At 67.1% G+C, this 23827-nt stretch carries 24 protein-coding genes, 1 tRNA gene and 1 pseudogene; 9 read left to right on the top strand and 17 right to left on the bottom strand.

Annotation, left to right across the window (positions count from 1 at the left end; genetic code table 11):
* Nucleotides 1-32: 32 nt before the first annotated feature.
* From ACFU8W_RS24565 to ACFU8W_RS24585, 5 genes are all read right to left on the bottom strand, one after another.
* Entirely contained in the window at nt 33-338 is a 306-nt protein-coding gene (locus ACFU8W_RS24565) for a transposase (RefSeq protein WP_266992109.1), read from the bottom strand.
* A 67-nt stretch (nt 339-405) separates the two neighbouring features.
* A complete protein-coding gene (locus ACFU8W_RS24570) occupies nt 406-1470 on the bottom strand; it encodes a 2,3-butanediol dehydrogenase (protein WP_384040961.1) in 1065 nt (354 codons plus the stop codon).
* Nucleotides 1471-1561: 91 nt separating this feature from the next.
* Nucleotides 1562-1762, bottom strand: a complete 201-nt coding sequence (locus tag ACFU8W_RS24575; protein WP_384040964.1) for a group II intron maturase-specific domain-containing protein — start codon at nt 1760-1762, stop codon at nt 1562-1564.
* A 47-nt stretch (nt 1763-1809) separates the two neighbouring features.
* Nucleotides 1810-2394, bottom strand: coding sequence for a DinB family protein (locus ACFU8W_RS24580; RefSeq protein ID WP_384040967.1), 585 nt, complete (start codon nt 2392-2394; stop codon nt 1810-1812).
* Between the two features lie 178 nt (nt 2395-2572).
* Nucleotides 2573-3889, bottom strand: a complete 1317-nt coding sequence (locus ACFU8W_RS24585) for an MFS transporter (RefSeq protein ID WP_384040970.1) — start codon at nt 3887-3889, stop codon at nt 2573-2575.
* Between the two features lie 89 nt (nt 3890-3978).
* Here ACFU8W_RS24585 and ACFU8W_RS24590 point away from each other — a divergent pair, with 89 nt between their 5' ends.
* Both ACFU8W_RS24590 and ACFU8W_RS24595 read left to right on the top strand, forming a co-directional pair.
* Complete coding sequence (locus tag ACFU8W_RS24590) at nt 3979-4956, top strand: ArsR/SmtB family transcription factor (RefSeq protein WP_384040973.1); 978 nt, start codon at nt 3979-3981, stop codon at nt 4954-4956.
* A gap of 570 nt (nt 4957-5526) precedes the next feature.
* Nucleotides 5527-5751: pseudogene (locus tag ACFU8W_RS24595) on the top strand (polymorphic toxin-type HINT domain-containing protein); the annotation flags it as partial.
* 90 nt (nt 5752-5841) lie between these two features.
* Here ACFU8W_RS24595 and ACFU8W_RS24600 read toward each other — a convergent pair.
* The 6 genes from ACFU8W_RS24600 to ACFU8W_RS24625 form a co-directional block, all read right to left on the bottom strand.
* Nucleotides 5842-6555 (bottom strand): IS6 family transposase, encoded by a 714-nt coding sequence (locus ACFU8W_RS24600; protein WP_384040976.1) that lies wholly within the window; start codon nt 6553-6555, stop codon nt 5842-5844.
* A 422-nt stretch (nt 6556-6977) separates the two neighbouring features.
* Nucleotides 6978-7352, bottom strand: coding sequence for a hypothetical protein (locus tag ACFU8W_RS24605; protein ID WP_384040979.1), 375 nt, complete (start codon nt 7350-7352; stop codon nt 6978-6980).
* A gap of 464 nt (nt 7353-7816) precedes the next feature.
* Nucleotides 7817-8218 carry a hypothetical protein gene (locus ACFU8W_RS24610; protein WP_384040981.1) on the bottom strand — a complete coding sequence of 134 codons (402 nt, stop codon included), beginning with the start codon at nt 8216-8218 and terminating at the stop codon, nt 7817-7819.
* A gap of 257 nt (nt 8219-8475) precedes the next feature.
* Nucleotides 8476-9411 carry a helicase associated domain-containing protein gene (locus ACFU8W_RS24615; protein WP_384040984.1) on the bottom strand — a complete coding sequence of 312 codons (936 nt, stop codon included), beginning with the start codon at nt 9409-9411 and terminating at the stop codon, nt 8476-8478.
* A 385-nt stretch (nt 9412-9796) separates the two neighbouring features.
* The gene (locus tag ACFU8W_RS24620) at nt 9797-10012 is read right to left on the bottom strand and encodes a hypothetical protein (RefSeq protein ID WP_384040987.1); all 216 of its coding nucleotides are present in this window, start codon (nt 10010-10012) and stop codon (nt 9797-9799) included.
* Between the two features lie 539 nt (nt 10013-10551).
* Nucleotides 10552-10674 carry a hypothetical protein gene (locus ACFU8W_RS24625; protein ID WP_384040990.1) on the bottom strand — a complete coding sequence of 41 codons (123 nt, stop codon included), beginning with the start codon at nt 10672-10674 and terminating at the stop codon, nt 10552-10554.
* 124 nt (nt 10675-10798) lie between these two features.
* Here ACFU8W_RS24625 and ACFU8W_RS24630 point away from each other — a divergent pair, with 124 nt between their 5' ends.
* From ACFU8W_RS24630 to ACFU8W_RS24640, 3 genes are all read left to right on the top strand, one after another.
* On the top strand, nt 10799-11503 hold the full coding sequence (locus ACFU8W_RS24630) for a DUF6174 domain-containing protein (protein ID WP_384040993.1): 705 nt from the start codon (nt 10799-10801) through the stop codon (nt 11501-11503).
* A 222-nt stretch (nt 11504-11725) separates the two neighbouring features.
* Nucleotides 11726-11797, top strand: a tRNA-Cys gene (locus tag ACFU8W_RS24635).
* A 45-nt stretch (nt 11798-11842) separates the two neighbouring features.
* Nucleotides 11843-12223 carry a hypothetical protein gene (locus ACFU8W_RS24640; RefSeq protein WP_384040996.1) on the top strand — a complete coding sequence of 127 codons (381 nt, stop codon included), beginning with the start codon at nt 11843-11845 and terminating at the stop codon, nt 12221-12223.
* Nucleotides 12224-12320: 97 nt separating this feature from the next.
* Here the strand turns inward: ACFU8W_RS24640 and ACFU8W_RS24645 are convergent, their stop codons facing one another.
* From ACFU8W_RS24645 to ACFU8W_RS24655, 3 genes are all read right to left on the bottom strand, one after another.
* Complete coding sequence (locus ACFU8W_RS24645) at nt 12321-13856, bottom strand: IPT/TIG domain-containing protein (protein WP_384040999.1); 1536 nt, start codon at nt 13854-13856, stop codon at nt 12321-12323.
* 582 nt (nt 13857-14438) lie between these two features.
* Entirely contained in the window at nt 14439-16874 is a 2436-nt protein-coding gene (locus tag ACFU8W_RS24650; protein WP_384041001.1) for a UvrD-helicase domain-containing protein, read from the bottom strand.
* A gap of 86 nt (nt 16875-16960) precedes the next feature.
* Nucleotides 16961-17278, bottom strand: a complete 318-nt coding sequence (locus ACFU8W_RS24655; RefSeq protein WP_384041004.1) for a hypothetical protein — start codon at nt 17276-17278, stop codon at nt 16961-16963.
* Between the two features lie 220 nt (nt 17279-17498).
* Between ACFU8W_RS24655 and ACFU8W_RS24660 the strand changes: the two genes are divergently transcribed.
* The 3 genes from ACFU8W_RS24660 (at nt 17499) to ACFU8W_RS24670 (ending at nt 20392) form a co-directional block, all read left to right on the top strand.
* Complete coding sequence (locus ACFU8W_RS24660) at nt 17499-17834, top strand: helix-turn-helix transcriptional regulator (RefSeq protein WP_138051750.1); 336 nt, start codon at nt 17499-17501, stop codon at nt 17832-17834.
* Nucleotides 17834-18559: a cation transporter gene (locus ACFU8W_RS24665; RefSeq protein WP_384041008.1), complete on the top strand. Its 726-nt coding sequence runs from the start codon at nt 17834-17836 to the stop codon at nt 18557-18559. The genes ACFU8W_RS24660 and ACFU8W_RS24665 overlap by 1 nt, the downstream gene beginning before the upstream one ends.
* A gap of 231 nt (nt 18560-18790) precedes the next feature.
* A complete protein-coding gene (locus ACFU8W_RS24670) occupies nt 18791-20392 on the top strand; it encodes a DHA2 family efflux MFS transporter permease subunit (RefSeq protein WP_384041011.1) in 1602 nt (533 codons plus the stop codon).
* Between the two features lie 231 nt (nt 20393-20623).
* Here ACFU8W_RS24670 and ACFU8W_RS24675 read toward each other — a convergent pair whose 3' ends face one another.
* The 3 genes from ACFU8W_RS24675 to ACFU8W_RS24685 all read right to left on the bottom strand — a co-directional run bounded on the left by ACFU8W_RS24675 (nt 20624) and on the right by ACFU8W_RS24685 (nt 22530).
* A complete protein-coding gene (locus ACFU8W_RS24675; RefSeq protein WP_384041014.1) occupies nt 20624-21109 on the bottom strand; it encodes an SRPBCC family protein in 486 nt (161 codons plus the stop codon).
* A gap of 58 nt (nt 21110-21167) precedes the next feature.
* The gene (locus tag ACFU8W_RS24680) at nt 21168-22025 is read right to left on the bottom strand and encodes a M56 family metallopeptidase (protein WP_384041017.1); all 858 of its coding nucleotides are present in this window, start codon (nt 22023-22025) and stop codon (nt 21168-21170) included.
* Between the two features lie 139 nt (nt 22026-22164).
* Entirely contained in the window at nt 22165-22530 is a 366-nt protein-coding gene (locus ACFU8W_RS24685) for a BlaI/MecI/CopY family transcriptional regulator (protein ID WP_384041020.1), read from the bottom strand.
* Between the two features lie 144 nt (nt 22531-22674).
* Here ACFU8W_RS24685 and ACFU8W_RS24690 point away from each other — a divergent pair, with 144 nt between their 5' ends.
* A complete protein-coding gene (locus tag ACFU8W_RS24690) occupies nt 22675-23826 on the top strand; it encodes a hypothetical protein (RefSeq protein ID WP_384041021.1) in 1152 nt (383 codons plus the stop codon).
* Nucleotide 23827 lies beyond the last annotated feature (1 nt).

Below are 23827 nucleotides of genomic sequence, written 5' to 3' on the forward strand. Positions count from 1 at the left end.
TCGCGCAGCGTCGACGAACGCGTAGCGTGCGGCTACTTCGTCTTCTGCTGCGCGAAGAAGGCGGTTGCTTTTCCCAGCACCTCGATCGTCTGCTCCTGCTCGCGGACCTTGCGCCGCAGCCGGACCAGCTCCTCGCGCTCCGCTGTCGTCAAAGCGCCCGCCGGCCCCTCGCCCCGGTCGACCTTCGCCTGCTTGACCCAGCCCCGCAGGCCCTCGGTACTGACCCCGAGTTCCCGGGCGACCTCGGCCACCGTCCGCCCAGAGGAACGGACGAGCTCAACAGCATCCTTCTTGAACTCGGCTGTGTACCGCTTGCTCGTATTGCTCTTCTTACTCACTACCTGGACTGCTTCCTCCGGGACCCATACGTCCCAGTATCAAGCTGTCCTGACCCCGGGGGGAACTTCAGAGGCGGGGGTCCACCAGGATCTTGACGGCTGTCTCGTTGTGGTGGATCAGGGTGTCGAAGCCGTCGCTGACGAGGCCGTCCAGGCCGATCGTCTTGGTGATGAACGGCGCCAGGTCGATGCGGCCCTCCTGCACCAGCTTGATGGTCTGCGGGTGGGAGTTGACGTAGGCGATCGTGCCGCGCAGGTCGACCTCTTTGAGGACGAGCTTCTGCATGTCCAGCGACGCCGGCTTGCCCCAGATGGAGATGACGGTGATGACGCCGCCCGGCCTGACGGCGTCGAACAGCGTGTCGAGGACGACGTTGACGGACGTGGCCTCGAATGCGACGTCCGCGCCCTTGCCGCCGGTGAGGCGCCGGACCTCCTCGGCGACGTCGGTGACGGCGGGGTCGATGACGTGGTCGGCGACCTTGGTGTCCAGCGCCTTCTGCCGACGCAGGGAGCTGAGCTCGGTGACCGCGACCTCGACGCCCATGGCCTTGAGCACCGCGCAGGTGAGGATTCCGATGGGGCCGGCGCCGCCGACAAGGGCGAAGTCGCCCGCCTTCGCGCCCGAGCGCTCGAACGCGTGGTAAGCCACCGACAGCGGCTCGATGAGGGCCGCCTGGTCCAGCGGGACGTCGCCGACCGGGTGCACCCACCGGCGCTCGACGACGATCTTCTCCGCGAGCCCGCCGCCGCGGCCACCCAGCCCGATGAAGTTCATGTCGGGCGAGAGGTGATACCTCGGGTTGTTCTCGCTGGTGTCGACGTCGGAGTGCAGGATGTAGGGCTCGACGACGACATGGTCGCCCGCCTTCAGACCCTCGACGCCCTCACCCACCGCGTACACGACGCCGGACATCTCGTGACCGAGTGTCACGGGGGCGGACTCGCCGGTGATCGGGTGCGGGTGGCCGGCCGGCGGGACGAAGATCGGTCCGTCGAGGTACTCGTGCAGGTCGGTGCCGCAGATGCCGCAGTACGCGATGTCGATGCCCACCGTGCCCGGCAGGACCGTGGGCTCCGGGATGTCCTCGATGCGGATGTCGCCCCGGTCGTAGTAGCGTGCAGCCTTCATTTGAGCTGGCTCCTTAGTGAAGTTTTTGCCTTACCTCGTACTGATTTTTTCCATGGAATGAGGTGTGGGGCCTCGTGCGGCTAATTCAATTTTAAACATTAACAGGTGTGATCACAGGCTCCCGCGTCACCCCTGGACCCGAGGCACTCTCGACGCCGTGGCGGGCCCGCAGCATGTGGGCGAGTCTCCACCAGGTGAAGGCATCCAGCTTGCTGAAGGTCCACTTCGCCACGGCATGACGGAAGTAGTTGGGCTCTTCACAGATGAGGGTGTGGCAGCCGGACCACACCATGATCTGAGTCGCGCGCTCCCTTGCCGTGATCTGTACGGTCGCTTGTACTAAGCCTTGATTGGTACGGCCGACCTGGCGGCCTGCTCGATCTTCGCGCAGTGGGCTGCACGGGCTTGTTCGTCGATCTGCTTCTCGTGTTCGGCGCGCAGCCCGGTCCGGCCGTCGAGGCCCTCGCGCAGGATGTCGGCGTGCCCGGCATGCCGGACGGTCTCGCTGAGTACATGGGTCAGGACGGCGAACAGGTTCGTGTTGGGATAGGGCTCGGGCCACCAGGGCACGTGGCCGGGGGCGTCGAGGGGAAGGTCGTTGATCGTCGCGTCCGAGTGTTCCCACGTGCGCCGGTAGAACTCGATGATCTGGTCGCGGGTCTCGTCCTCGGTCGCCCACTGGTCGCTGCCGTCGGAGTCCTGCCACCGGGGCAGCGGTTCCGGGGAAGGGCGGTCGAAGACCTCGCCGAAGTACCTGGCCTCGACGGTGGCCACGTGTTTGACCAGGCCGAGGAGGTTGGTTCCGGTCGCTGTCAGAGGTCGGCGGGCGTCGTATTCGGACAAGCCGTCGAGTTTCCAGAGCAGCGCCTTGCGGTCCCGCCGCAGTCTGCTGTGCAGGTTGTCCTTCGCGAATTCATCGATCATGCGGCATGAACCTTCCATGGGCTGTTCGTGTTTTCAAGATCCCGTACGTGGTCCGCAACGGCCGGCAGAGCCGAGGCGTAGGACTCCTAATGAGCTACCGGGAGTGATTCTCTGTCAGAGAGACGCGGTGGTGGGGGCGGGGTGCGTGACGGCTCGTGGCCGGCCCGACCTGCGACGGTTACTGCGCAGGAGAACCACACGCATGCCGGTCGGTGCCGTTCTCTGATCCCGTTGAGTAGTTCGGGACGGGGACCGGGGTGGTGGGCGGGTGCCAGGTGAGAATCCAGCCGGCGGTAAGCGCCGCCGCGCCGCCTGCCAGGGCGATTGCGCCGCCTGTTCCGATGACTGCGGCCGCCGCGCCGAAACAGGCCGGCCCGACGCCCTGCAGTGTCATGCCGCCGGAGCCGAGCAGACCGAAGGCCTGGCCCTGGCCGTCCTGCGGCAGGGCGTCCAGGAACGGCCGTTGCAGGCCGAGACCGTAGGCGAATCCGAAGCCGCAGAGCAGGAGAAGACAGGATGAGACGCCCACACCGGGCTCGGCAGCGAAGGCGACCAGCGGCAGTCCCATCAGCGCAATCAGCGGGACTACCAGTCGCTCCCGGGTGGGCGGCCGCAGCAGACGGCCCACCAGCAGGTCACCGACGAGCATGCCGACCGGCAGACAGCCCATCAGCACCGCGTACCAGCCGGGCGCGAAGTGGCGTCCTCCCGCATAGGCGACGATCAGGCCTTCCGCGCCCGCCACGAACGCGGGCGGCAGCCATTGGGCCAGCATCAGTCGTCGTACCGTGTGTCCGCGCAGCAGCAGGCCGGCGCCGTGCAGGCTTGCCCGGACGGCCCCGCCATCGCTCCGGGCGCTATCGGGTGTGCCGTCGAGCTCTCCCGGCAGTAGTCGGGGTAGCCGGATGCGGATGGCGAGCGCGCAGCCGAGGTAGAGGGCGGCGCTCACCGCGAGCGCCCGGTGCGGGCCGAGTACCGCCACGGTCGCTCCTCCCAGCGCCAGACCGAGCAGTTGCGCGCCGGAGGCAGCGATGTTGTTCAGTGAACGGCCCAGTACATAGGCATCGCCCTCCAGCGACTGCGCGACCAGCCGACTCGACGCGCCGCTGAACACCGGTGTGGCGAGGGCGACCAGCGCCACGACACCGAGGCTTGCCGCGACCGGCATCCGCACCAGGGCGATCAGCAGGGCGGCGGCGCACTCCAGGGCGTAGCCGCCGGTGATGAGCGCGCGGGGCGGCAGTTGGTCGGCCAGTGAGCCCAGCAGCAGCGAGCCGAACAGCTGCGGGATGAAGCCGATGCCGAAGGCCAGTGCGCTCAGCAGCGCGGAGCCGGTGGCTGCGAAGACCAGAACCGAGAACGTGGTGATCCGTAGCGCGTCCGCAGTAATCGCGATGGTGCGGGTTGCGAAGAGCAGCCGGAATCGGGGCTCGGCCAGCACCTCCCGGTAGGTGGCACGGGGGCTGGCCTGCGCGGGTTCGGCGGTTGGGGTCATGCCGCCCAGCCTCGCCGTGCGGCCACGCCCATCACCAATGATTCGTCGCTGGACGAATCTGAATAGTCTTCCCGCGGTAGCATCCCGGGGTGCTCCGCTTCGAAGTCTCCGTCGAGGATCTGCTGCGCAGCCGCTTCGCGCTGTCGCCCGCGCTGGACCTCTGCTTGCTGCTGCGCTCGCTCATCGGCCAGGGGCAGCCGCTGCCGCGAGCTTGGGCCGCCCGGCTCCTGCCGGCCTTTGAACGGCTGCGCCGCGAGACCGAACTGGACGCTGCCCTCGCTCTGCAGGCCCCGCACGGCGGGCCGAACTTCGTCGCCCCGCCTCCGCGCGGCCTCAACCAGACCTGGGCGGACGACCTGGCCGTGATCAGGGCCACGCCGCTGGAAGCGGCCCGCCTCGAATTCGCCGCCACCGCGACCGGCCCGTCCGCCCGCGATACCCGCGTGCGCGCGGTGCTGGACTCGACGGACGCCGTCTCCAGGATCGCCGAGGCGATGGACCAGGCATGGCACGAGCTGCTCGCCACGGACTGGCCGCAACTGCGCGCGATCTGTGAGCGCGATGTCGTGCATCGGGTGGGTGTGATCGGCGAACACGGATGGTCCACGACCATCGAGAGCCTGCACCCGGGCATCGCCTGGCGCGCCGGCGGTATCGAGATCGGCTTCTTCCGAGGCGGAACAGTCCGCCTCGCCGGCGACGGGCTCCTGCTGATCCCTTCGGTCTTCGTCGGGCATATCGCCGCCCACCTGGAAGACCCCTGGCCCAGGACCTTGGTCTATCCTGCCCGCGGCACCGCCGCCCTGTGGGGCGAACAGGAGACCGTCCCCCAACCGGACGCGCTGACCGCTCTGGTCGGCCGGGCCCGAGCCCGGCTGCTGGTGGTGCTGGACGCCCCGGCCAGCACCAGCCACCTGGCCCGAAGCCTCGCCATGGCACCCGGCGCGGTTGGAGACCACCTCGCCATCCTGCGAGGCGCGGGGCTGCTCGTCCGCGCTCGGTCCGGACGGTCGGTGCTCTACCGGCGCACCCCGCTCGGCGAGGCACTGGTCGCCGGTTCGGGCTGAGGGCTCAGATCAGCACAGCGGCTCTACGACCCGCAAAACCTCTCCGCCTACAGCTACACCCACAACGACCCCATCAACTACAGCGACCCCACAGGGCTCTGCGAAGACGACGGGACGGGGCACTGTGCCCCGGCGCGGAAGCCGAAGCCGAAGTCGAAGGGTAACGATGAGGGAGACATAGCGAGAGAGCGCGACAAAGCACGTGGCGCTCAGCAAGCAGTTCAGACTGCAGTTCGCCAGGCTCTGTCCAACGCTGGCGAGGATGCTTGGATAAACGCCTACAACCAGGACATACAGAAAATATACAAGACCAGAGGTGCCGCGGCGGTCGACGCAAACACTGTCCTCGCCACCGCAGTAAACGTCTGCTGGAAACACGAAGAACTCGCATGCCCCAAGGGGCTCAGGAACTACTTCCAGGACGTCGAACTCGGGCGCATGGGGCAAGTTGGCCTCTACGAAGACGCGGCCGGCCGCACGATTCAAGACGTTGTGCACGCCAATACGGACCTAGGCAGGGCCCTCAGGGCTAGCCCGTGCAATAGCTTCCTGCCGGACGCGGAAGTCCGCATGGCCGACGGAACCGTTAAGGACATCAAGGACGTCAAAACTGGCGACAGGATCCTTGCAACGGACCCCGAGACAGGGAAAACAGAAGGCCGCACCGTCCTGGCCACCATCATCACCGAGGACGACAAGGACTTCGTTGAGCTCACCGTCGATACAGGCGGAGCCGACGGAGAGATTGTGGCCACCGCCCACCACCCGTTCTGGTCACCGTCCCGACACGCCTGGGTAGATGCCGGAGGGCCTTGTCAAGTTGCGTGTGTGGAAGGTGAGTTGTGGCGTAATGATGGCGCTCGGGTGCCGTGCCGTGCGCGGTGCTCAGGCGTGCGCGGCCGCGCCGGTGACGGTCTTCCAGAGGCGGAATCGTTCGGTCATCTCGGCACGGTAGTCACTCGCTGTGATCAGATGCCGGCGGGGCCGGAAGAGTGTCGAGATCCTTGAGAACGCGGCGAGGAATCTTGGCGCCGCACCCGTTGAGCGGAAGTTCTTCATAGCCCTCTCGCGCTGCCTCGTGGGCTGATGGCTGTTCTCTGCACGGTTGTTCAAGTACTTCGAGCTGCGGTGCTCCACCGAGGGCATGACCTCGCGGTGGGCGACGCCGTAGCTGCGGAGCTTGTCCGTGACGAGTACACGGGGTACGTACTCAAGATCCTTCAGCAGCTTGCGGAAGAAGCGTTTCGCAGCCCGGCCATCACGCTTGCTCTGCACCAGAATGTCCAGGACGTTGCCGTCCTGGTCGACGGCCCGCCAGAGATACCGCCTCTTCCCGCTGACTTTGATGAACACCTCGTCCATGTGCCACTTGTCGCCCGGGCGGGGCCGGCGGCGACGCAGGTTCCGGGCGTAGGCGGGGCCGAACGTCGCGCACCAGGCACGGACCGTCTCGTACGAGACCGTGATGCCCCGCTCGAACAGGAGCTCCTCGACCTCCCGATACGAGAGTGGGAAACGGTGATACAGCCACACCGCGTGACCGATCACCTCGGCCGGGAACCGATACCCCTTGTACGACGGCGACACCTCGGACTCCACGACCGGCCCCTCCCGCAACGATCACCATCAAGAGCCTCCCACGCCCCTTCGGCAACCTGACAGAGCCTCCCACAGCCATGGCAACGGGCAGGGACCGACTGACGTCCGCGTTGAACGTCGCGTCTGTCGCTGCTGTCAGAAGCAACAGGCCAGCTCCCAGGAACAGGGCGCGTATCGCTAGCATGAGTCCTTGGCGCCTTCGAGTCCGGCCATGTACGTGAAGGCTCCCGCGCCGAAAACAAAGGGCGCGTCACCTCCTGACTGGCGAGCTGAGATCTTCCCCAGAAGCCCTGCACCTCCCCAGCCTTCGTCTGCACGGACAGTCTGACGGCTCTGTCGTGGTAGACGGTATCGCCGAACTGGGTGCGCTCTGACTGTCGGTGGAAGCGTACGGCACTGCTGCGTGATCAGGCGGCCGCCGCTCAGCGGCGTTGGGTGTAGCGCATGGTCACGAGAGATGCGGTTCCGACGGTGGTGCCGATCAGCATGGCACTCCACTGAGGATCGTCCTGGTAGGCAACCAAGAGTGCGGCCATCGGGAGGATGAGTACGCACATGGCGATAGCGAGTGGCCAGTCAAAGGTGATGAGCTCAGATCTGCTCGTGGGCGCGTCGCTGTTCTGCCTGGCCTTGACCAAGTGCCTGGCGAGAGCAACAACGTTGAAGAGCAGCACAACAGCGACACTTGCGACGGCGACCTCGGGGTAGTCCCAGCGGACCGCGAGCGAGAGAACAACTGCGCAGAAGAGAAGTGAGGCGGCCTTCCACCACAGCAGTGGGCTTCGGAACTTAGCCATGGGACCTTCCAGCCTCCTCGTGCCGGATGGTGCTGTGGCGGGCGATGAAGTGGTTCGCCCGCCACAATTCGCGGGCGACCACGACGATCGGGGGGACCTCGGGCCCGGCACACGCGAGCACGATCCGGGCCCGCAGGGCCAACGCCTGAGCCGTCGTAGCCCGACGTGTCCACCGCTCCAGCGCCATCTGCTCTTCGGCGGACAGCAGTAACGGTTCCAGCTTCGGACCACGACGAGGAATGGATGTACCAGCTGCAGAAGTCACACAACAACTAACGATCAACTACCGACGCGGGACACTGGTTGCTCAGAAACACACCCAGGCGTACGGAGGTGCCGTCGGGGAGTTCTTCGATGTGGCTTCTCTCGACGGTGCTCCTCCGTTCCTGCGCTGACCTCGGTCCGTCGGCGTAGGCCGGTGGCTGATCGAGGGCAGTGCCCCCTGTGCCATGGGTAGAAGGAGATCACTTAATGTCAGTGGCCTTCAGTTTCCCGTCCCTGAAGGTCCATACTCTTGTGTGATGTGTTGCCTGCCATCCTTCCTTGGCAACTAGGGGCCCCTTCATCCATGCCAACATGCCGGGTACCCCTTCTTCGAGGAGCGCTCTCCTCGCCGCCTGCTTGCGTTCGATGCGAACGGGATTCACCGAGACCCAGAACCCCACGGATTCCGGATGCACGCCGCCTCCGTAAGTCCTTGACTGGGCCGCAGTCCATAGGGCAACCATGATCACGGATGTGTCTCCAGTGGTCGACGAACCGAACGTGAGGTTCACGATTTTGGCCGACGCAGGTTCGATCGCATCCCGCATTTCACTGTGCGTCACAGGCCACGCATATCCTCGCGGCAGTTTCTTTCGGGTCACTCCAGCTTCCTTACTTGCGATTGAGGTGCTTTTCGATCTGCTTCCACTCGCCCGACTGATGATCTGTGGGGTTTTGTCGGTGGTGGTTCGGCAGTGTGATGTCAGTGGGTTAGGCGGGGGTCTGTTCTGTTCAGTTTGTTGTGGTTGGTGATTCGAGTGGTGACACGTATACCGGTCTGGGGCTGATGCTTTTGGTGATGGTGCAGGTCAGTTGGTTGCTGGTCGGTATGACGTGTCCGGTTTCACCGCCCCGCCTGTCACTGCGCCCAGTCGTATCCGAGTTCGGCGAGGGCGGCGAGTTGTTGCTCGCTGAGCCGGTCCCGCCGGTTCTTCTGGTTGCTCAGAAACACACCCAGCCGCACCGATGTGCCGTCGGGGAGCTCTTCCACGTGCTGTCTTCCGACCACGGTCTTCCCCTCCCGCTGGATGTACTGAGCGAGGGCTGCTACGCCTCGCTGGAACGCTTCGCTACCGCGTGCCGCGCCAGTTCCTGCCGGGCGCACTGTAGGGCCGCGAGAGGGCCGTGCAGCTGGTTTGACGCCTGCCTCGCCCAGGCGGTGTTGCTGTTCCGGGTTCAGGCGGGCCCAGTCGCGTTCCTGCCGGGTGAGCCAGCGTCCGATGTCGTCGCCGCGGTGCGTTACCCCGGGCACGATCTCCTGGAGGCCGGCACCGCCCGCGAGGAGCACCTTCAGGCCGGTGTAGTGGCGTTGCCAGTCGACGGTCCACCCCAAGGCCCCCGGATTCCAGTCCGGGTCGATCGCGACCAGCTGCTCGGCTCGCCGGGCCGCGCGCTCGGGGTCCTTGCCGAGGCCGCCCGGCCGTCGGAGGTTGGTGAGCCATTGCCCGACGGGTTTGTCGAGGGCGGTCGCGTGCCGCGGGGCAGCGAGGGTGCCGGCGTCCGCGTAGTAGGCGCGGGCGGCGGCGAGGTTTTCGGCGAACGCCGTGTCGGCGGTGTCCCAGATCATGCCGAGCTCTTCCAGCTCATCTGCGCGGGTGCTGGACACGGTTCCGGCCCGGTAGGACCGCCTCTGGTCGGACAGCCACCGGCCCAGCGGGTAGGCGCCCTCGGTGTGCTCGTACGGCACGTCCAGGTGCCCCTCCCGCTCCTGGTAGCGCCGAGCGGTGTCGTAGCCGCGGGCCCAGTCCTGGCGTTCGGTGTCAAGGATCTGGAACTTGACCCACTTGGCGACCATCACCGGATCCCTGGGTGCCGCGAACCTGAGAAGCAGCCGCGACTCCTCTTCACCTTCCCCTGGTTCGGGGCCGATGTTCTCCGACGGATCTACAATCCGCTTCTGGCCTTCTTGAGGAATTGCGAGCATCTCGATGGCACGTTCATCATGTGCCCGAAGTCCTTTTATCTAGGGGTGGTTCGGGTGTGAGGGATGTTTGTTTGGGCTGTCACCTGCGGGAATGATTGCGAGGCAATCTCGGGGTGAGGGTGGGGGAGTGGTGGTTACGTTCGGCACGTGGAACGGATCTACGTGGGGGAGCGGGCTGTTTGTCCGGCAACGGGCATAACCCGGTGGGTGGTGGTCGATTCCCGGACCGGTCCGCCCTCGTCCCCGACCGCCAAGGTCAGATGGTGCGGTCGACGCCGCGGTCCCGTGAACCCGACCACCAGGGCATCCACGGTGTCCGCGTGGCGATGATCGCCTCATCCCGGTTGATGTACCCGAGCCCGCTTTTGTAGAGCCCGTATCCGCCGCGGCGCAGTATCGCTGTCTCACCGGACCGCTTCGGCTGGATCTTCCACGCCAGCTCGGGTCGCGCCCGCTGCCAGAGCGACGGCACCAGCGCCGCCCGGCGCCCAAGAGCGCGGGCAGTTCTACAACTCCCACCGACCCCACCAGGGCATCGCCAACGCCCGCCCACTGCGTCCCTTGCCGACGCCGATCACCGTTCCGGACCAGATCGCCCGCCTCGACATACGGCAACGCGACCGCCTCGGCCACACCCTCCACGAGTACCAGCATGCCGCCTGAACTGGACGGATGAGGTTTTCGGCAGGCACAGGGCCGGAGTCTGGCATAACAGACAGGCCCCCGTCCGGGATGCCATGGGGGAAGCGTCCGGGCAGGAGGGTGGGCGTTACTGAGCGGGGGAGGGGGTCTTCGACATCCGCCAGATCCGCGTGATGGTCTCCCGATATCCCGTATGGGATGGATGCTCTCCTACGTGGGAGAATGCCCAGTTCTGGGCCAGGACGACGTCCTCGTGGGTGTCCCCTTCTGCTCCGCACGTCGTGCACTGAAATACGTGGATGGCCTCCGGGGCCTCCGCTGCTGTCTCCCGCTTCAGGGCCCACACGACGAACCTCATAACCGAGTGCTTCACCGGGCGATCCTCCGGCCGTTCGCCACCGCCACGCGGCCGGGCAGCGTGTCTGACGCCACGGCCGCCCGCACCTGACCCTCCGGCATGCCCTCCGCCTCCCCCGTCTGATCATCCGTCATGTCCGATAGTATCCGTCGGTAACAGCCGTTGGAAGCTTTCCCGATGTCTGCCGTCGACACCTCACGGACAGCCAGACAGGCGCCCGACGCTGGATTGCCGCGTACAGCTCGACCTTCGACAGGCATGACCAGCACCTTTCACCAAGAGCATCCCGATGCTGCCCCGGCAAGAGCCCCCATGCCTCCCAAACTCATCCACATCACCCGACCGTGGATCGAGGTACCTCCCAAACTCATCGATAAGTGGCGTCACTACTGCTCGATAAAGCCAGCGGGCCGACGGTGTTCTGTCCGGCATCCTCGCGCGCGGAACCGAATCAATCGCGATGCCGTCGAAGGGGCAATTGAGCTGCTGAAAGGCCTAACCGTGACGAAATCCGGCATGTACCTGCTCGTCGCATCCGCTGCGCTTGCCCTCGCCGTGGTCGGCTGCGACGCAGGGTCCACACCGGCCACCGCCGGACGCGGTGGCCAGGCAAAGGCAGCCCGATGGTCCGAACCGCATCGGTATTCCTTCCGGCTTCTCTCCGAGTCCGGAGAGCGGAGCGGCCTTGGGGAGTACCGGATCACCGTGGGAAACGGGAAGGTCGTCAAAGCGATCGGCCTCGACGAGCCGGCCCGGCGCACGGTCGAGGAGAATCCGCAGAATGTCCCGACGCTTGGCGGTCTCCTCACCGATGTCCAGAAGGCCCGTGCAGGCCAGGCTGAAGTCGCGGAGACGGTATTTGCCGCAGATGGACACCCCACTGAGATTCACATCGACTGGCTGGACAATGCCATCGATGACGAGGCCGACTACCTCATCACCGAATACCGCGAACTCCCCTGACTGGCGCGGCAAACTGCCGTCTACCGCGGGGACCGGCGCCTGCCCCACCTGTCACTTCCTGTTCGAAGATCCGTTGACCGTACAGACCCTCTGCTGGCTGGTCAGTCGGCCGCTGGGGGTCGGTGTGGGCCGGGGACAGTTGCCGTGGTTGTTGTACTTCGCTGCTGTACAGCACGACGCGTTCCCGCTTGCCCGCCCTACGGTCGTACTCGTGCACAACACGGCCGTGTGCCCAAGTTGTTCAGGGAGCCGCTTGCAAGTCGGGTGACGTCGGTTCGATCCGGTCACGGACCCTGCGGAATCTTCACAGGCTCACCTTCCGCGTGCGAGAGTCCGCCCATGACTGACATAGGCAGACGACGCAAGCTCGGTGCCCTCGCTGGCGTATGCATCGCTGGGGCCCTGCTGCCCGGCATCACCCTGGGTGCGGAAGACGTGGACGTGCCGCTCTCACTCATGGTCGCGGCCCTCGTGGTCATGCTCCTCACCCAGCTCGTCTACGTCGGACCGTCCGCCCGTGTCCCGGCCCCGGCCCTGCTGGCCTTCGGCCTGGCCGGATTCGTACAGGACTCGCTCATCTGGTGGCTGCTTTCCTGGCTGGGCGGGAAGTTCGCCGAGCTGGAGGTCGAGGGCTTCGGCACGATCCTGCTTGCGGGATTGATCACGCGCGCCTCGATCCTCGCGTTTTCCCTGATCGGGGCGGAGCCGACGGCGGACTGACAACCTGCGAGGCCACCCCGGCCCCACGTCGACCAGGACGTGCTGCGGCGCCCCGTGACGGGGGGCTCTATGTCCTTCGTCAAGATTGATCACGACATCACACAGGCCCGCTGAAGGTGAGGGGGGCGGTGTCGGTGGCGGCTGGGTGGCCGGGGGAGCCGGCGAAGGTGGCGGTGTAGTGGTTGGTGGTGTGGAGGGTGGAGGACACGATGGTGTTGGTGAGGGCGACGGTGCCGCCCACATCGGTGGTGGCGCTGCCGAGGGTGACGGGGCCGGTGGCGGGGTTGGCGGTGAAGGTGATGGTCTGGTTGGGGATGGGGGTGCCGGCGACCTGGTCGGTCAGGGTGGCGCTGAGGGTGGGGATGTAGCGCTGCCTGGTGGTCAGGTTCAGGCGGATGACGGCCGGGGTGGCGGTCAGTGTGGTGGCGGCGGAGACGTAGGTGAATCCGCCGGGCAGGCTCACGCTGCCGTCCTGGTTGGTGACGGTGACGTCGGCGGGGCCTGGGGTGCCGGGTGGGGTGGTGGCGATGAGCGCGGTGCCGGCGAGGTTGTAGAACAGGTTGGTGGCCGGCTGGCCGCCGATGGTGGCGGTGGCACCGAACAGGTTGGTACCGGTCAGGGTGACCTGCGTGCCGCCGGCGGCGCTTCCCTGCGTCGGGCTGATGGCCAGCGTGGGCGGGACGAGCACGGTCACGTCGTTCGAGCCCTGGTTGGCGACGTAGATGCGTCCGTCGGGTACGACCGCCACCCCGAGCGGCCTGTCTCCGACGGGGATGGGCGAGCCGAAGACGGTGTCGGTGGCGGTGTCGATGACCGTCACATTGTTCGAGGTGGTGTTGGCGACGTAGGCGCGTCCGTTGGGCGCCACCGCCACCCCCCACGGGTCGGTCCCGACGGGGACGGTGGCGATGACGGTGTCGGTGGCGGTGTCGATGACCGTCACGTCGTCCGAGCCGACGTTGGTGACATAGGCGCGTCCGTTGGGTGCCACCGCCACCCCGAACGGGGCGGTCCCGACGGGGACGGTTCCGGTGACGGTGTCGGTGGCGGTGTCGATGACCGTCACGTTGATCGAGCTGACGTTGGTGACATAGGCGCGTCCGTTGGGTGCCACCGCCACCCCGAGCGGGGCGGTCCCGACGGGGACGGTGGCGATGACGGTGTCGGTGGCGGTGTCGATGACCGTCACATTGTTCGAGGTGGTGTTGGCGACGTAGGCGCGTCCGTTGGGCGCCACTGCCACCCCGAGCGGGTCGGTCCCGACGGGGACGGTGGCGATGACGGTGTCGGTGGCGGTGTCGATGACCGTCACGTCGTCCGAGCCAAGGTTGGTGACATAGGCGCGTCCGTTGGGTGCCACCGCCACCCCATGCGGGAGGCTTCCGGCGGGGACGGTGGCGATGACGGTGTCGGTGGCGGTGTCGATGACCGTCACATTGTTCGAGTTCTGGTTGGTGACGTAGGCGTGTCCGTTGGGTGCGACCGCCACCCAGAACGGGGCGGTCCCGACGGGGATGGTCGTCTGGGTTGCCAGCGATGCCGCGGCTGCGGGCTGCGGCGTGCTCGCGACCGCCGCGAGGGCGGTCGGCGTCGGCAGTCCGAGCTGCGAGAACAGTTGTGCGATGGCGTTCATGGCGGAGACCCCTTGAAGGGTTCGGGCGGGAGTCGTGTGGCCTGCAGTCGGCAACGCTGAGCAGCGTCGGCCAAGGCCGGAACCTCCCGGGAGGGGACCCATGGGCGGCCCACCGAATGAGTTCACCCGGCTTATCCCCCGCTCACCACCACACCAGACATACAATCTCAAACCATCGGTGGCAACAGGAGCGTTGTGGGGGCGCGTGACGCTCCGCATTCACACCCCCTTCAGAAGCGAGCATCCAGAGCATGGAGGGCCGGCAGCACATCAGGCAGGAGGCCGCCTCAGCCCGGATCCACCGGCTTGATGCCTTTGGATAGCTTCTCCGAAAACGAGGAAGTGCCTTGTGACCTGCGATGATGGGAGTTCTTCACGCTTCCAGCACGGACGATCAGCAAGGCACTTCCGAGATGCAATCTTCCCATGCCGCAGCGAGGGTCTCCGCACGGTTTGATGAGCGGACTTCGGCAGGGTCGGCGCGGCACGATATTCACCGGCGCCGTCTGTCCCGCTGGGGACGACGCCACCGGAACGCCGCAGTCGGCCACTTCGTACGCCGCCTCAGCTACGGCGGCGGCATCACCGCCGAGAGTGCGCTGAGCTACTCGCTCCAGCAACTCTCGTGACGCGGGTCTGGCGCCAGTGGTCGCTCAGTTCTCCGCGCAGTTGAGGCAGCGGTTCCCGTGAGCCGAGAGCGGTGAGGAATTCGGGCACGGTCCAGGCGATGAGGGCGCCTTGGCGGGAGAGGTAGAACCCAACTCGGTCGATCCGGTACGTGTCGTCGTAGTCGAGCAGCAGGTATCCGGCGAGCTGCTGCACCTCGGCGCGGCCGATCTTGTGGGGGCGGGTTGTGGCCTTGCAGTCGATCAGAAGCCCACCCACGATGAAGTCGGCATCCGCCCCGCCGAGATCGCTGCTTCCGGCGAAGACCGGCCCGCACGCCCTGCGCCCAGCAGGCAGTCGGCGCAGCGGGGCGAAGGGCTGCTCGGCGAGCTGCATCTGCTCAGCAATGTCCTCCAGCACATACACCGGCACGGCCGTGGTCAGCTCTTCGAGGGTGGTGTGTTCGTCGGCCTGGGCAAGCAGGTTACGACGTCGCGGGAAGACGCCGCTGCGGTAGACCGCCTCGAAGTAGCCCGCCACGTGACACAACCGCGTCAGGTCTTCCTCGTTCAACAGCGATCTGCCGTCGAGGTGGGACTGCAAGAGGGCGAGCAGCCGGGTTCCGGCCGTGTGTAGGGCCGCGCGAACACCGGCACCCGGGGCCCCATCGAGCGGGACAGGGCTCCCGATGAGGCGGACGCCCTGGACGACGGCGAGTCCAGGGTCGCTGCCGAGACTGAGGCGCAGGCGGTAGTCGATGGTGTGCCCGAGTGCCGACCAGTCGGGCCGCCGCTCGTCCATGGGCTGTACCGGGTGCGGCAGCTCTCGCAGCCGCTGCAAATAGGAGCCGACCACCTGTTCTGGGCGGGGGAGATGCCGCGCCATGAACACTGACATTGGAGATCGCGGGTACTCCAGCTGCCCGGTGAGCGGCAGCGCCGCCAAGGGAACTCCCTGCGGTGTGCTGTCCGCCGTCGCGGCCGAGGGGCGCCGGAGCTGCGCCTCGGCCCATGCGATGCCGGCGGTGTCCAGCTGTGCGCGGGCCCGTGTCACAGCTACGTAGATCAACCGTGCCTCAGCAGGATGCACGCCACGGGCCGAGGCCTGCTCGTCCACCGGCGTGAAGCCGTCGCCGATCCGCACGCGGTTCCACTCCCTGCCCTTGGACTTGTGCACCGTGGACACCACGACGCGGGCCTGGCCCTCGTCGACCATCCCGTTAACGGCCGCGACAATCTGCTGGGGCCCGTACGTATCGACCAGCTCCACGATCGCTTTCAGCTCGGCGGCCGCGGAATCCTGCTCGGCATACTCCTGCACCTCGCCCCACGACGAGAACAAACACAGCTCGTGGTGCGATGTCCGCCGGCCCGCCTTCAGATCGATCGCCGCCTGGGCGATCTTCAGTAGCGGCCCGCCGCCGCCGGCCAGCGCCACCGGCACCCTCTGATCCAGAAAACGCAATACCTCGGCGAGCGCGTCCGCGTTACCCCGGCACAACACCGCATCCGGCACCTCCACCCGCCCCAGCCCGGAGGCCCCCGAGGCGTGCCCCGTCAGCTGCATCGTCGACTCCGCCGCACGTAACCACCGGTTCGCCACATTCGCGATAGCAGGACCGAACCGGAACGATTGCGTCAACTCCAGGCGCTGCCCCGGAAACGAACTCATGATGTCCTTGGCCTGCCGCCACTCGTAGATCTGCTGAGCGGGATCCCCGACACACACCCGCTGAGCGTCCTGAGCAAGGAAGATTTCCTCCAGTACCGGATTCGTGTCCTGGGCCTCATCCAGCAGCACGAAATCCGCCGGCAACACGGGCCGGGTCAACGCCCACATCTTCAGGTAGTGATCGTGCTTGAACGGCAACGTCCCCTGAGGTGAGCAGATGTCGTCCCACGCCCAGCGGGCCCGGCGCAGCAGAACCTGCGCCAGATACTGCACCCCATTGTCATCCAGCCCGTTCACGGGCCCCAGATGCCGAGCCGCTACCTGCTCATCCGTGCTCCAGCAGAACCGCTGGACCATCTCCATCACCAGCCGCGCTTGAGTCGTCGCCCTGATCCGCCTCTTGCCCACCGCCAGATCCCGATCAAGCCCCAGCAACTGCGCCGTGCGCTTCAGCGGCATGTGGCGAGAGGCGTTCAGCCGGCCCTGAAACTGTCGGCCGACCGCTCGATGGGCAAGCGAGTGGGACGTGCTGCACCGCACGTTCCACTCGAACCGGCTCTTCGCCTCCTGAGCGATCGGCTTGTTGAATGCGACATACAGGCCACGCCGACGGGTCGCCGATCCCATCATCACCAGCGTCGACGTCTTTCCCGTACCGGCCCCGGCAACCAACGCCAGGTCCGCTCCAGAAGCGAATGCGTCCCGCGCCGCTTCCTGCTCCCTCGTCGCCTTCAACCCCACGCCGAACCCCTTCCAACCCGCCCGACCATCGGTTCATCGCGCACATGGCCTGGCCTGGCGCCCTGAAGGAATGCCTCGCCGAAAACCTACGCCTCTGCGCCGCGCCGCAAGAACACCTCAACCCTGAACGACATGGTCTTGGAGACGAGAAATGGCAGCTTGAGCAACAGGAAACCGACATCCTGCATCGCATGCTCGGACTCCTCAGCTACGCCGCCAACCCCCGCCACGTAGACTTGACCGATCACCCTGAACTCCTCAAGAGGATCATCCGCCTCTACGACGAGTCCCAGCAGCACAGTCGCCGCTGACGTCATCAGGGAAGCGTCGCCGGGCGGCGTATCGACCGCCTGGCGATTGGTTGCGACTACGGCATCACCTACATGGCGCTCCAGGTGGGCCACCAGCCGGAGAGGCTCCTCCAAGTCGCCGCGTCCGGAGGCGGCTTGGACCCAGCACCGCATTGCGAGGGCCCGCACGGGCCGGCCCGCCGCGGCGAACCGCACGAGCGCTGTCCCGGTCCACGCGCCTGTACGGCGCCGCCCGCCCGTCGAGGCCCGGTGCGCCCACATCCGGCACTATCCACGTTTCCCTGAATTCAGGTTTCTGTGTATCGTCTTTGGTGTGCTGAATCTCGCGCAAGACATCGAGGTGCTGGCACGGTTCGGCCGTGCCCTCGCCGACCCGATCCGCTGCCGGCTGCTGCTCGCCCTGCGTGCGGCTCCCGCTTACCCGTCCGACCTGGCCGACGCCATCGGCATTTCCCGCACGCGTCTGTCGAACCATCTGGCGTGTCTGCGCGACTGCGGGCTGGTCGTGGCGGTGCCCGAGGGCCGCCGTACCCGCTACGAGCTGGCCGACCCCCGCCTGGGACACGCGCTGGACGATCTCCGCCAGGCCGTCGTCGCGGTTGCCGAGGACAGCACCTGCCCGGACACCGAGGAGAAGGGCTGCTGCTGATGGCCGCAGAGGTATCGCTCGACCCGGCCCCCGCACGCCGGGAGGTCCTGGCCCGTCGTATACGACTGCTGGTTGCGGCCACCATCGCCTACAACGTGATCGAGGCGATGGTCTCCCTCACCGCGGGAACGATCGCGTCGTCCTCCGCCCTGGTGGGTTTCGGTCTCGACTCGATCATCGAGGTCTCGTCGGCAGCCGCGGTCGCCTGGCAGTTCTCGGCCCGCGAGCACGCCGTGCGCGAAGCGCGGGAGAAGAAGGCGCTGCGGATCATCGCGGTGTCGTTCTTCGCGCTCGCCGCCTTCGTGAGCGTGGATGCGATCCGCGCTCTGGTGGGCAGCGGCGAGGCGGAGTCGTCGATACCCGGCATCGTGCTGGCAGCCCTGTCGCTGGCCGTCATGCCGTTCCTGTCCGCAGCGCAGCGGCGCGCGGGGCGGGAGCTGGGGTCGGCCTCGGCGGTCGCGGACTCCAAGCAGACGCTGCTGTGCACGTACCTTTCGGCCGTGCTGCTGGTGGGCCTGCTCGCCAATGCCACCCTCGGCTGGTCGTGGGCGGACCCGATCGCAGCGCTGGTGATAGCGGCGATCGCGGTCAAGGAGGGCCGGGAAGCATGGCGGGGCGACGGCTGCTGCGCACCGACCGGTCTGAGCACGATGAAGGCCGGTACCGACCCGGCCGTCGACCAGGACGCCTGCGGCTGCGCCTCGGGGTGTGCCTGCTGCAACTGACCTGACAGTGCTGCCGCTCGCAGGCAGCCAGGGCCTTGGGCCCAAGCAACTTGACAAGGGGGATGGTTCATCGGCCCCCTGAGCGACACGGAACAGCTCAGGGGGCTTCCCAGCGCGCCCGTACGCGCCTCGGGCCACGTCAGATCGTGCCGATCGGTGGCTCTTATCCGGCCGGGCAGACGGCCCGGCACTCAATCGTCTTCTTCTTTTGCGCCCTGCTGAGGAGCATCCATGGCAATGCCCGGCACCACCGCAACTGATCAGCCATCGCCCGGCAACAGCGGGCTGGCACGCAAACGCTGGCTGGCTCTGGCCGCACCCGTCTTCGGCCTGATGATCGTCGGTCTGGACGCGACGATCCTGACTGTCGCCCTGCCGACTCTGGCCACGGAACTCGAGGCGACCACCACCGAGTTGCAGTGGTTCACCGACGGTTACACCCTTCCCTTCGCCGGCCTGCTGCTGCCGCTCGGCGTGCTCGGCGACCGCATCGGCCGCCGACTCGTCCTGATCGGCGGACTGCTGCTGTTCGGCATCGGGTCCTTGATGGTCCTGGGAGTCGACAGCCCTGACGGTTTGATCGTCGCCCGCATCGTCATGGGCGCCGGCGCTGCTGCGATCACACCCTTGGCGCTGTCGATCGTGCCGCTGATGTTCCCGCCGGAGGAGCGTTCCAAGGCCATGGCCATCGCCACCGCCGGGTTCGCCCTCGGACTCCCACTCGGCCCGCTGGCCGGCGGATGGTTGCTGAACAACTTCTGGTGGGGCTCGATCTTCCTCATCAACATCCCCGTCGTCATCGTCGCCGTCATTGGCATGCTCCTGTTCGTGCCGGAGACCCGCGACTCGAACGCCAAGCGGCTCGACCTCATCGGTGCCGCCCTGTCGCTGCTGGGTGTTTCGGCGTTCGTCTACGGCGTCATCGAGGTCCCGAACGCCGGCTGGGACGACCCGATCGTCCTGCTGACCATGGTCGGCGGCCTTGTTCTGCTGGGCCTGCTGCTCGTATGGCTGCGCCGTTCTGCGAACCCTCTGGTGGACCTCGGGTTCTTCCGCAATGCCCGCTACACCTGGTCCAGCGTCGCGATCTCCGCGGTGATGTTCATCCTGTTCGGTGTCCTGTTCGTGGTGCCCCAGTTCTTGCAGCAGGTGCAGGGCAAGGACGCCATGGACACGGGCCTGCACCTGCTGCCGATGATCGGCGCGCTGATCATCGCTGCGGGCATCGGCGGCCGGCTGGTCGGCAAGATCGGCACCAAGGCCATCGTCGCCACCGGCATGGTGCTGTGGGTCGCTGGTCTCGGCATGGTGGCCACGGTGGATCCCGACACCGACTTCACCGTCACCGGAACCGCGCTGGCCATCATGGGCCTCGCGCTGGGCTTCACTATGCCCACCACGCTGGACGCGATCCTCAGCTCCCTGCCGGCTGACCAGGTCGGCGCCGGGTCAGCGCTGGCCAACAGCATGCGCCAGATCGGCGCCTCCGTGGGTGTGGCGGTCCTGGGCAGCTCCCTGAACTCCGCCTACCGCAACAACGTCGATGACGACATCCCTGCCGCCCTGCCGGAGCAGGCCCGGGACGCGATCCGGGACAACGTGGCCGGCGCCATCCAGGTCGCAGAGAAGCTCCCGGCCGCCCAGGCGGGCGGCATCGCCGACTCCGCACGCGATGCGTTCGTGGCCGGTATGTCGACGGTGTCGCTGATCTGCGCCGGCCTGGCCGCGGTCACCGCGGTGGTGGTGGTCGCGCTGCTTCCGGCCCGCGACAAGGCACCGCTGCTGACCGAGCCGGCCGGGGCGAAGGCCAAGGCCGAGAGCGCGACACCGTAAAGGCCCCTGGCCGCCCGGCCCGTGCCGGGCGGCCAGGCCGGGTGCGGTGCGGCTTCATCCCCCGTGCCGTGCCGCGCCCACCCGCTGCCGGGCACGGCCGCCCCCGTCCGGCCCGGCAGCCTGGTCCATCCGGCGCGCTGCCGATGGGCAGCGCGCAACGCGGAGGGGGTGTACACCCATTGGGAGCACACCCCCTCCGCATTACTCTGCACGCCCGGCCGGGGCTGCTTGTCAGCTGGACTGGTGTTCCTTCTCCAGCGTCTCCTTCAGACGCTGAAGGGTGACCTTCATGGTTTGGCGGTTGTGCGTGGCCCGGTCGTGGATGCCGCTGACCTTGGGGCCGATGAAGTGCATGAACCAGCCGCGCTGGTCGATCCACGTCTCGGTGACCTTGGTCGCCTGGCCGGAGTCGAGCGGCTCGAACCGGTAACTCCAGATCGCGACCCGCAGCCCCGCGCCGCGGGCCAGGAAGGCGAACCGCTCGCCCGGCTCGGCCGCGGTCACGGTGCACTGGGTCGACCAGGGCCGCTTGGCGGAGCGGTTGTGCCCGGTGAACTTCATACCCGGCCGCACCCCCGGACGCAGGCCGTCGTCCTTGACGTCGGCACCAGTGCATTCGGGGCTCCAGCGGCCCATGTTGGCCACGTCCGTCACCGCTTCGTACACGACGCTGGGCGGCACAGCGATCTCTATGGACTCGGAGACTCGCGCTTCCATCGGTAACCCTTCTCGAAGACGCTCTCGGCTCAACAAAAAAGCCCTCACGGGAGGGCGGTCATCGGCAGATCCAGGTACACGCCGCGGCCAGGACGCCGACGGCCGGCAGGGCGGCGGGAGCAGCGGCGACGGCGCACGCCACGCAGAAGACGGCGGAGGCGGTCAGGGAACTGCAACATCGGTCGTTGGTCAGCAGGTGGCGGCGCCGGGCCGCGACCGGGCAGCCGGAGTCAGCAGCGGGTTCGGGGCTCTTGTCGTACGCCATGCGGGCCAGCGCGCTCGCAATGGTGTGACGGCCGCACTTGACCCGGGCCGCGCAGTCGGCCCGCATCTCGATCAGCCCGTGAAAGCGTTCGGCGAAGCGGACCGCGAACGTGCGCTTGGGCAGCGCCGCGCACCACGCGTCGCTGAACTGGGTCAGCAGGTGGTGGCGCTGGCGCAGGTGGGCCTGCTCGTGAGCGAGGACGGAGTCGACCTCTTCACGGCTGAACTTGGCCAGCACCACGTCGGAGATGACGGCGTGACCGCCTTCGGGCCCCGGCACGCTGTAGGCAAGGGGCTGACGGCTGGGCAGTATCACGGCCCGCAGGTGCTGCACCGGCCGACCGAACAGCCCGAGCAGGGTCAGATGCCGCTTGCGCCGCTCAGACCCCTGGCGGTGGATCCTCGTGTAAGCGCGGATCACGCGGGCCACGAAGGCCCAGGCAACCACCACAGCGGTCAAGTCGACGGGCAGCCACAGCGTCTGGTGCTGGGAGATTTCGCCGAAGTGCACGATCAGTCCATAGGTGGCGAACAGCAGGCCGGTCAGCGCCCCGATGCACCCTGCGAACCACAGCGCCAGCGCCGCGCACGGAGCCCGGTAGGGCCACTTGGCATGAGTGACGACGGCTGAGACCCCAGCCAGTAACAACACGGACAACAGCACAACACACAGCGCATCCACGTAACCCCCCGTTACATTGGTCCACTTGTTCTCGTCCGCGCGGCCGGCTTCCACCCCTGGAGCCAATTGCCGCCCGGCGTCATCGCCGGCGGCCGCGCGGGGTCTTACGTCAGGCCGGCGTGTCGCGCTCCTGCTGGCCGAGGGTCTCGGCCAGGGCGGCGCGGGCCTGTGGGCTGATGACGTCGACGAACCGCAGCATGGCCTCGTGCTGGTCCCCGGCGATACCCAGCGCGTCGGTCATGAGCTCGGCAAACAGTTCCTCCCGTGTGGCGACCGCGCCGAACCGGTGCGCCCGGGCCTGCGCATCCTGGGTGACCAGACCCTTCTTGGCCAGGCGCTGCAACGTGGTCATGACCGTGGTGTAGGCCAACTGGCGTCCCGCCAGTGCCTCGTGCACCTCGCGCACGGTCTGCGGTTCGTCGGCATGCCACAGGCAGTCCAGCACCGCTCGCTCGAGGTCACCCAGTCTCGCCATGGCGAGCAGCATAGGACATCAGCCGATCCTTGACTATCCACGTAGTACTACTGCAATAGTAGGTCGCGCCGCGGTCGAGTGCTTCTCAAGCCAACTACCCAACCGCGGCACGCAGTTCTTGCTGCTCAAATCCAAGGGGGATTCATGGAACTCGCTGCCATGCTCGGCTGTCCGGACGTCGCTTTCCGTCAGTCCGAGAGCGGGTGGGAAGCCTCGGTGACTGCCGCGATGCGCGGCTCGTTCGCCGAGCACGCCGAGCACAACGCCTTCTACCGCGCCCAGTGCGAGGCCGCCGGAGTGAAGGCCGAGGACATCAAGACGCTGGCCGACCTGGTGAAGATCCCGTTGCTGCCGGTTCGCATGTTCAAGCAGCCCGACGCGCACGTGCTGATGACCGCTCCGCTGACCGACGTCGAGTTGGAGATCCGCTCCACCGGCACCGGTGGCGTGCCCAGCGTCGCCCGCCGCGACATCACCACGGTCAGCCGCGTGATGACCGCGATCTTCGCCCAGTACCGGGAGTTCTTCCAGGTCGGTAAGGGCGCGGGGCTGTTCCTGTGCCCGTCGACGGCCGAGACGCCGGAGATGGGCATGGTCAAGGCTTTCAACGTCCTCAACGGCCTGCTGGATGACCACGCGTACATCGTGCGCGACTACGCCTTCGACCCCGAGGAGGCGATCGCCCAACTGGACAAGTGGGAGGAGTCGATGACGCGGCACATCATCGGCCCGCCGTTCCTCGTCGGCCGGCTCCTGCGCTTCCTGGAGCTGGAGGACATCACCCTCAAGCTCGACCCCGAGTCGCTGATCATCACCCTGGGCGGGTGGAAGCGCTACACCGGCGAGTCCATCAGCCGCGAGGAGTTCAACGCCAAGATCGAGAAGTACCTCGGTATTCCCGCGGACCGGGTCCGTGACATGTACGGCATGATCGAGTCGAACATGCTGGCCATGGAGTGCGAGCACCACCGCAAGCACGTGCCGCCGTGGTCCTACATCTCGATTCGCGACGTCGAGAACACCGATGTCGAACTCGCCCCCGGTAAGACCGGCGTCATCGCCCTGATGGACGCGCTGTCCACCGGCTACCCCGCGTTCATCCTCAGCGAGGACGTCGGCGAGGTCGACCACACCCCCTGCCCGTGCGGCCGCACTGGCCAGACGGTGTCCTTCCGCCGCCGCCTGCAGGGCGCCGAACTCGGCTGCTGCGCGGTGAGCATCGAGAAGTTCATCGACAGCCAGGAGATCGTCGCCGAGTGCGAGGTCCCCGCCGCCACCACGCCGGTGGAGGGCTGAC

Source organism: Streptomyces sp. NPDC057565 (assembly GCF_042801455.1).
GTDB lineage: Bacteria > Actinomycetota > Actinomycetes > Streptomycetales > Streptomycetaceae > Streptomyces > Streptomyces yanii.

What these genes read in the sequence shown, in the direction of transcription:
- ACFU8W_RS24570 (WP_384040961.1), bottom strand. Translation starts at nt 1,470, where the DNA reads ATGAAGGCTGCACGCTACTACGACCGGGGCGACATCCGCATCGAGGAC.
- ACFU8W_RS24575 (WP_384040964.1), bottom strand. Translation starts at nt 1,762, where the DNA reads ATGGTGTGGTCCGGCTGCCACACCCTCATCTGTGAAGAGCCCAACTAC.
- ACFU8W_RS24580 (WP_384040967.1), bottom strand. Translation starts at nt 2,394, where the DNA reads ATGATCGATGAATTCGCGAAGGACAACCTGCACAGCAGACTGCGGCGG.
- ACFU8W_RS24585 (WP_384040970.1), bottom strand. Translation starts at nt 3,889, where the DNA reads ATGACCCCAACCGCCGAACCCGCGCAGGCCAGCCCCCGTGCCACCTAC.
- ACFU8W_RS24605 (WP_384040979.1), bottom strand. Translation starts at nt 7,352, where the DNA reads ATGGCTAAGTTCCGAAGCCCACTGCTGTGGTGGAAGGCCGCCTCACTT.
- ACFU8W_RS24615 (WP_384040984.1), bottom strand. Translation starts at nt 9,411, where the DNA reads ATGGTCGCCAAGTGGGTCAAGTTCCAGATCCTTGACACCGAACGCCAG.
- ACFU8W_RS24625 (WP_384040990.1), bottom strand. Translation starts at nt 10,674, where the DNA reads ATGACGGATGATCAGACGGGGGAGGCGGAGGGCATGCCGGAGGGTCAG.
- ACFU8W_RS24630 (WP_384040993.1), top strand. Translation starts at nt 10,799, where the DNA reads ATGACCAGCACCTTTCACCAAGAGCATCCCGATGCTGCCCCGGCAAGA.
- ACFU8W_RS24640 (WP_384040996.1), top strand. Translation starts at nt 11,843, where the DNA reads ATGACTGACATAGGCAGACGACGCAAGCTCGGTGCCCTCGCTGGCGTA.
- ACFU8W_RS24645 (WP_384040999.1), bottom strand. Translation starts at nt 13,856, where the DNA reads ATGAACGCCATCGCACAACTGTTCTCGCAGCTCGGACTGCCGACGCCG.
- ACFU8W_RS24665 (WP_384041008.1), top strand. Translation starts at nt 17,834, where the DNA reads ATGGCCGCAGAGGTATCGCTCGACCCGGCCCCCGCACGCCGGGAGGTC.
- ACFU8W_RS24670 (WP_384041011.1), top strand. Translation starts at nt 18,791, where the DNA reads ATGGCAATGCCCGGCACCACCGCAACTGATCAGCCATCGCCCGGCAAC.
- ACFU8W_RS24675 (WP_384041014.1), bottom strand. Translation starts at nt 21,109, where the DNA reads ATGGAAGCGCGAGTCTCCGAGTCCATAGAGATCGCTGTGCCGCCCAGC.
- ACFU8W_RS24685 (WP_384041020.1), bottom strand. Translation starts at nt 22,530, where the DNA reads ATGGCGAGACTGGGTGACCTCGAGCGAGCGGTGCTGGACTGCCTGTGG.
- ACFU8W_RS24690 (WP_384041021.1), top strand. Translation starts at nt 22,675, where the DNA reads ATGGAACTCGCTGCCATGCTCGGCTGTCCGGACGTCGCTTTCCGTCAG.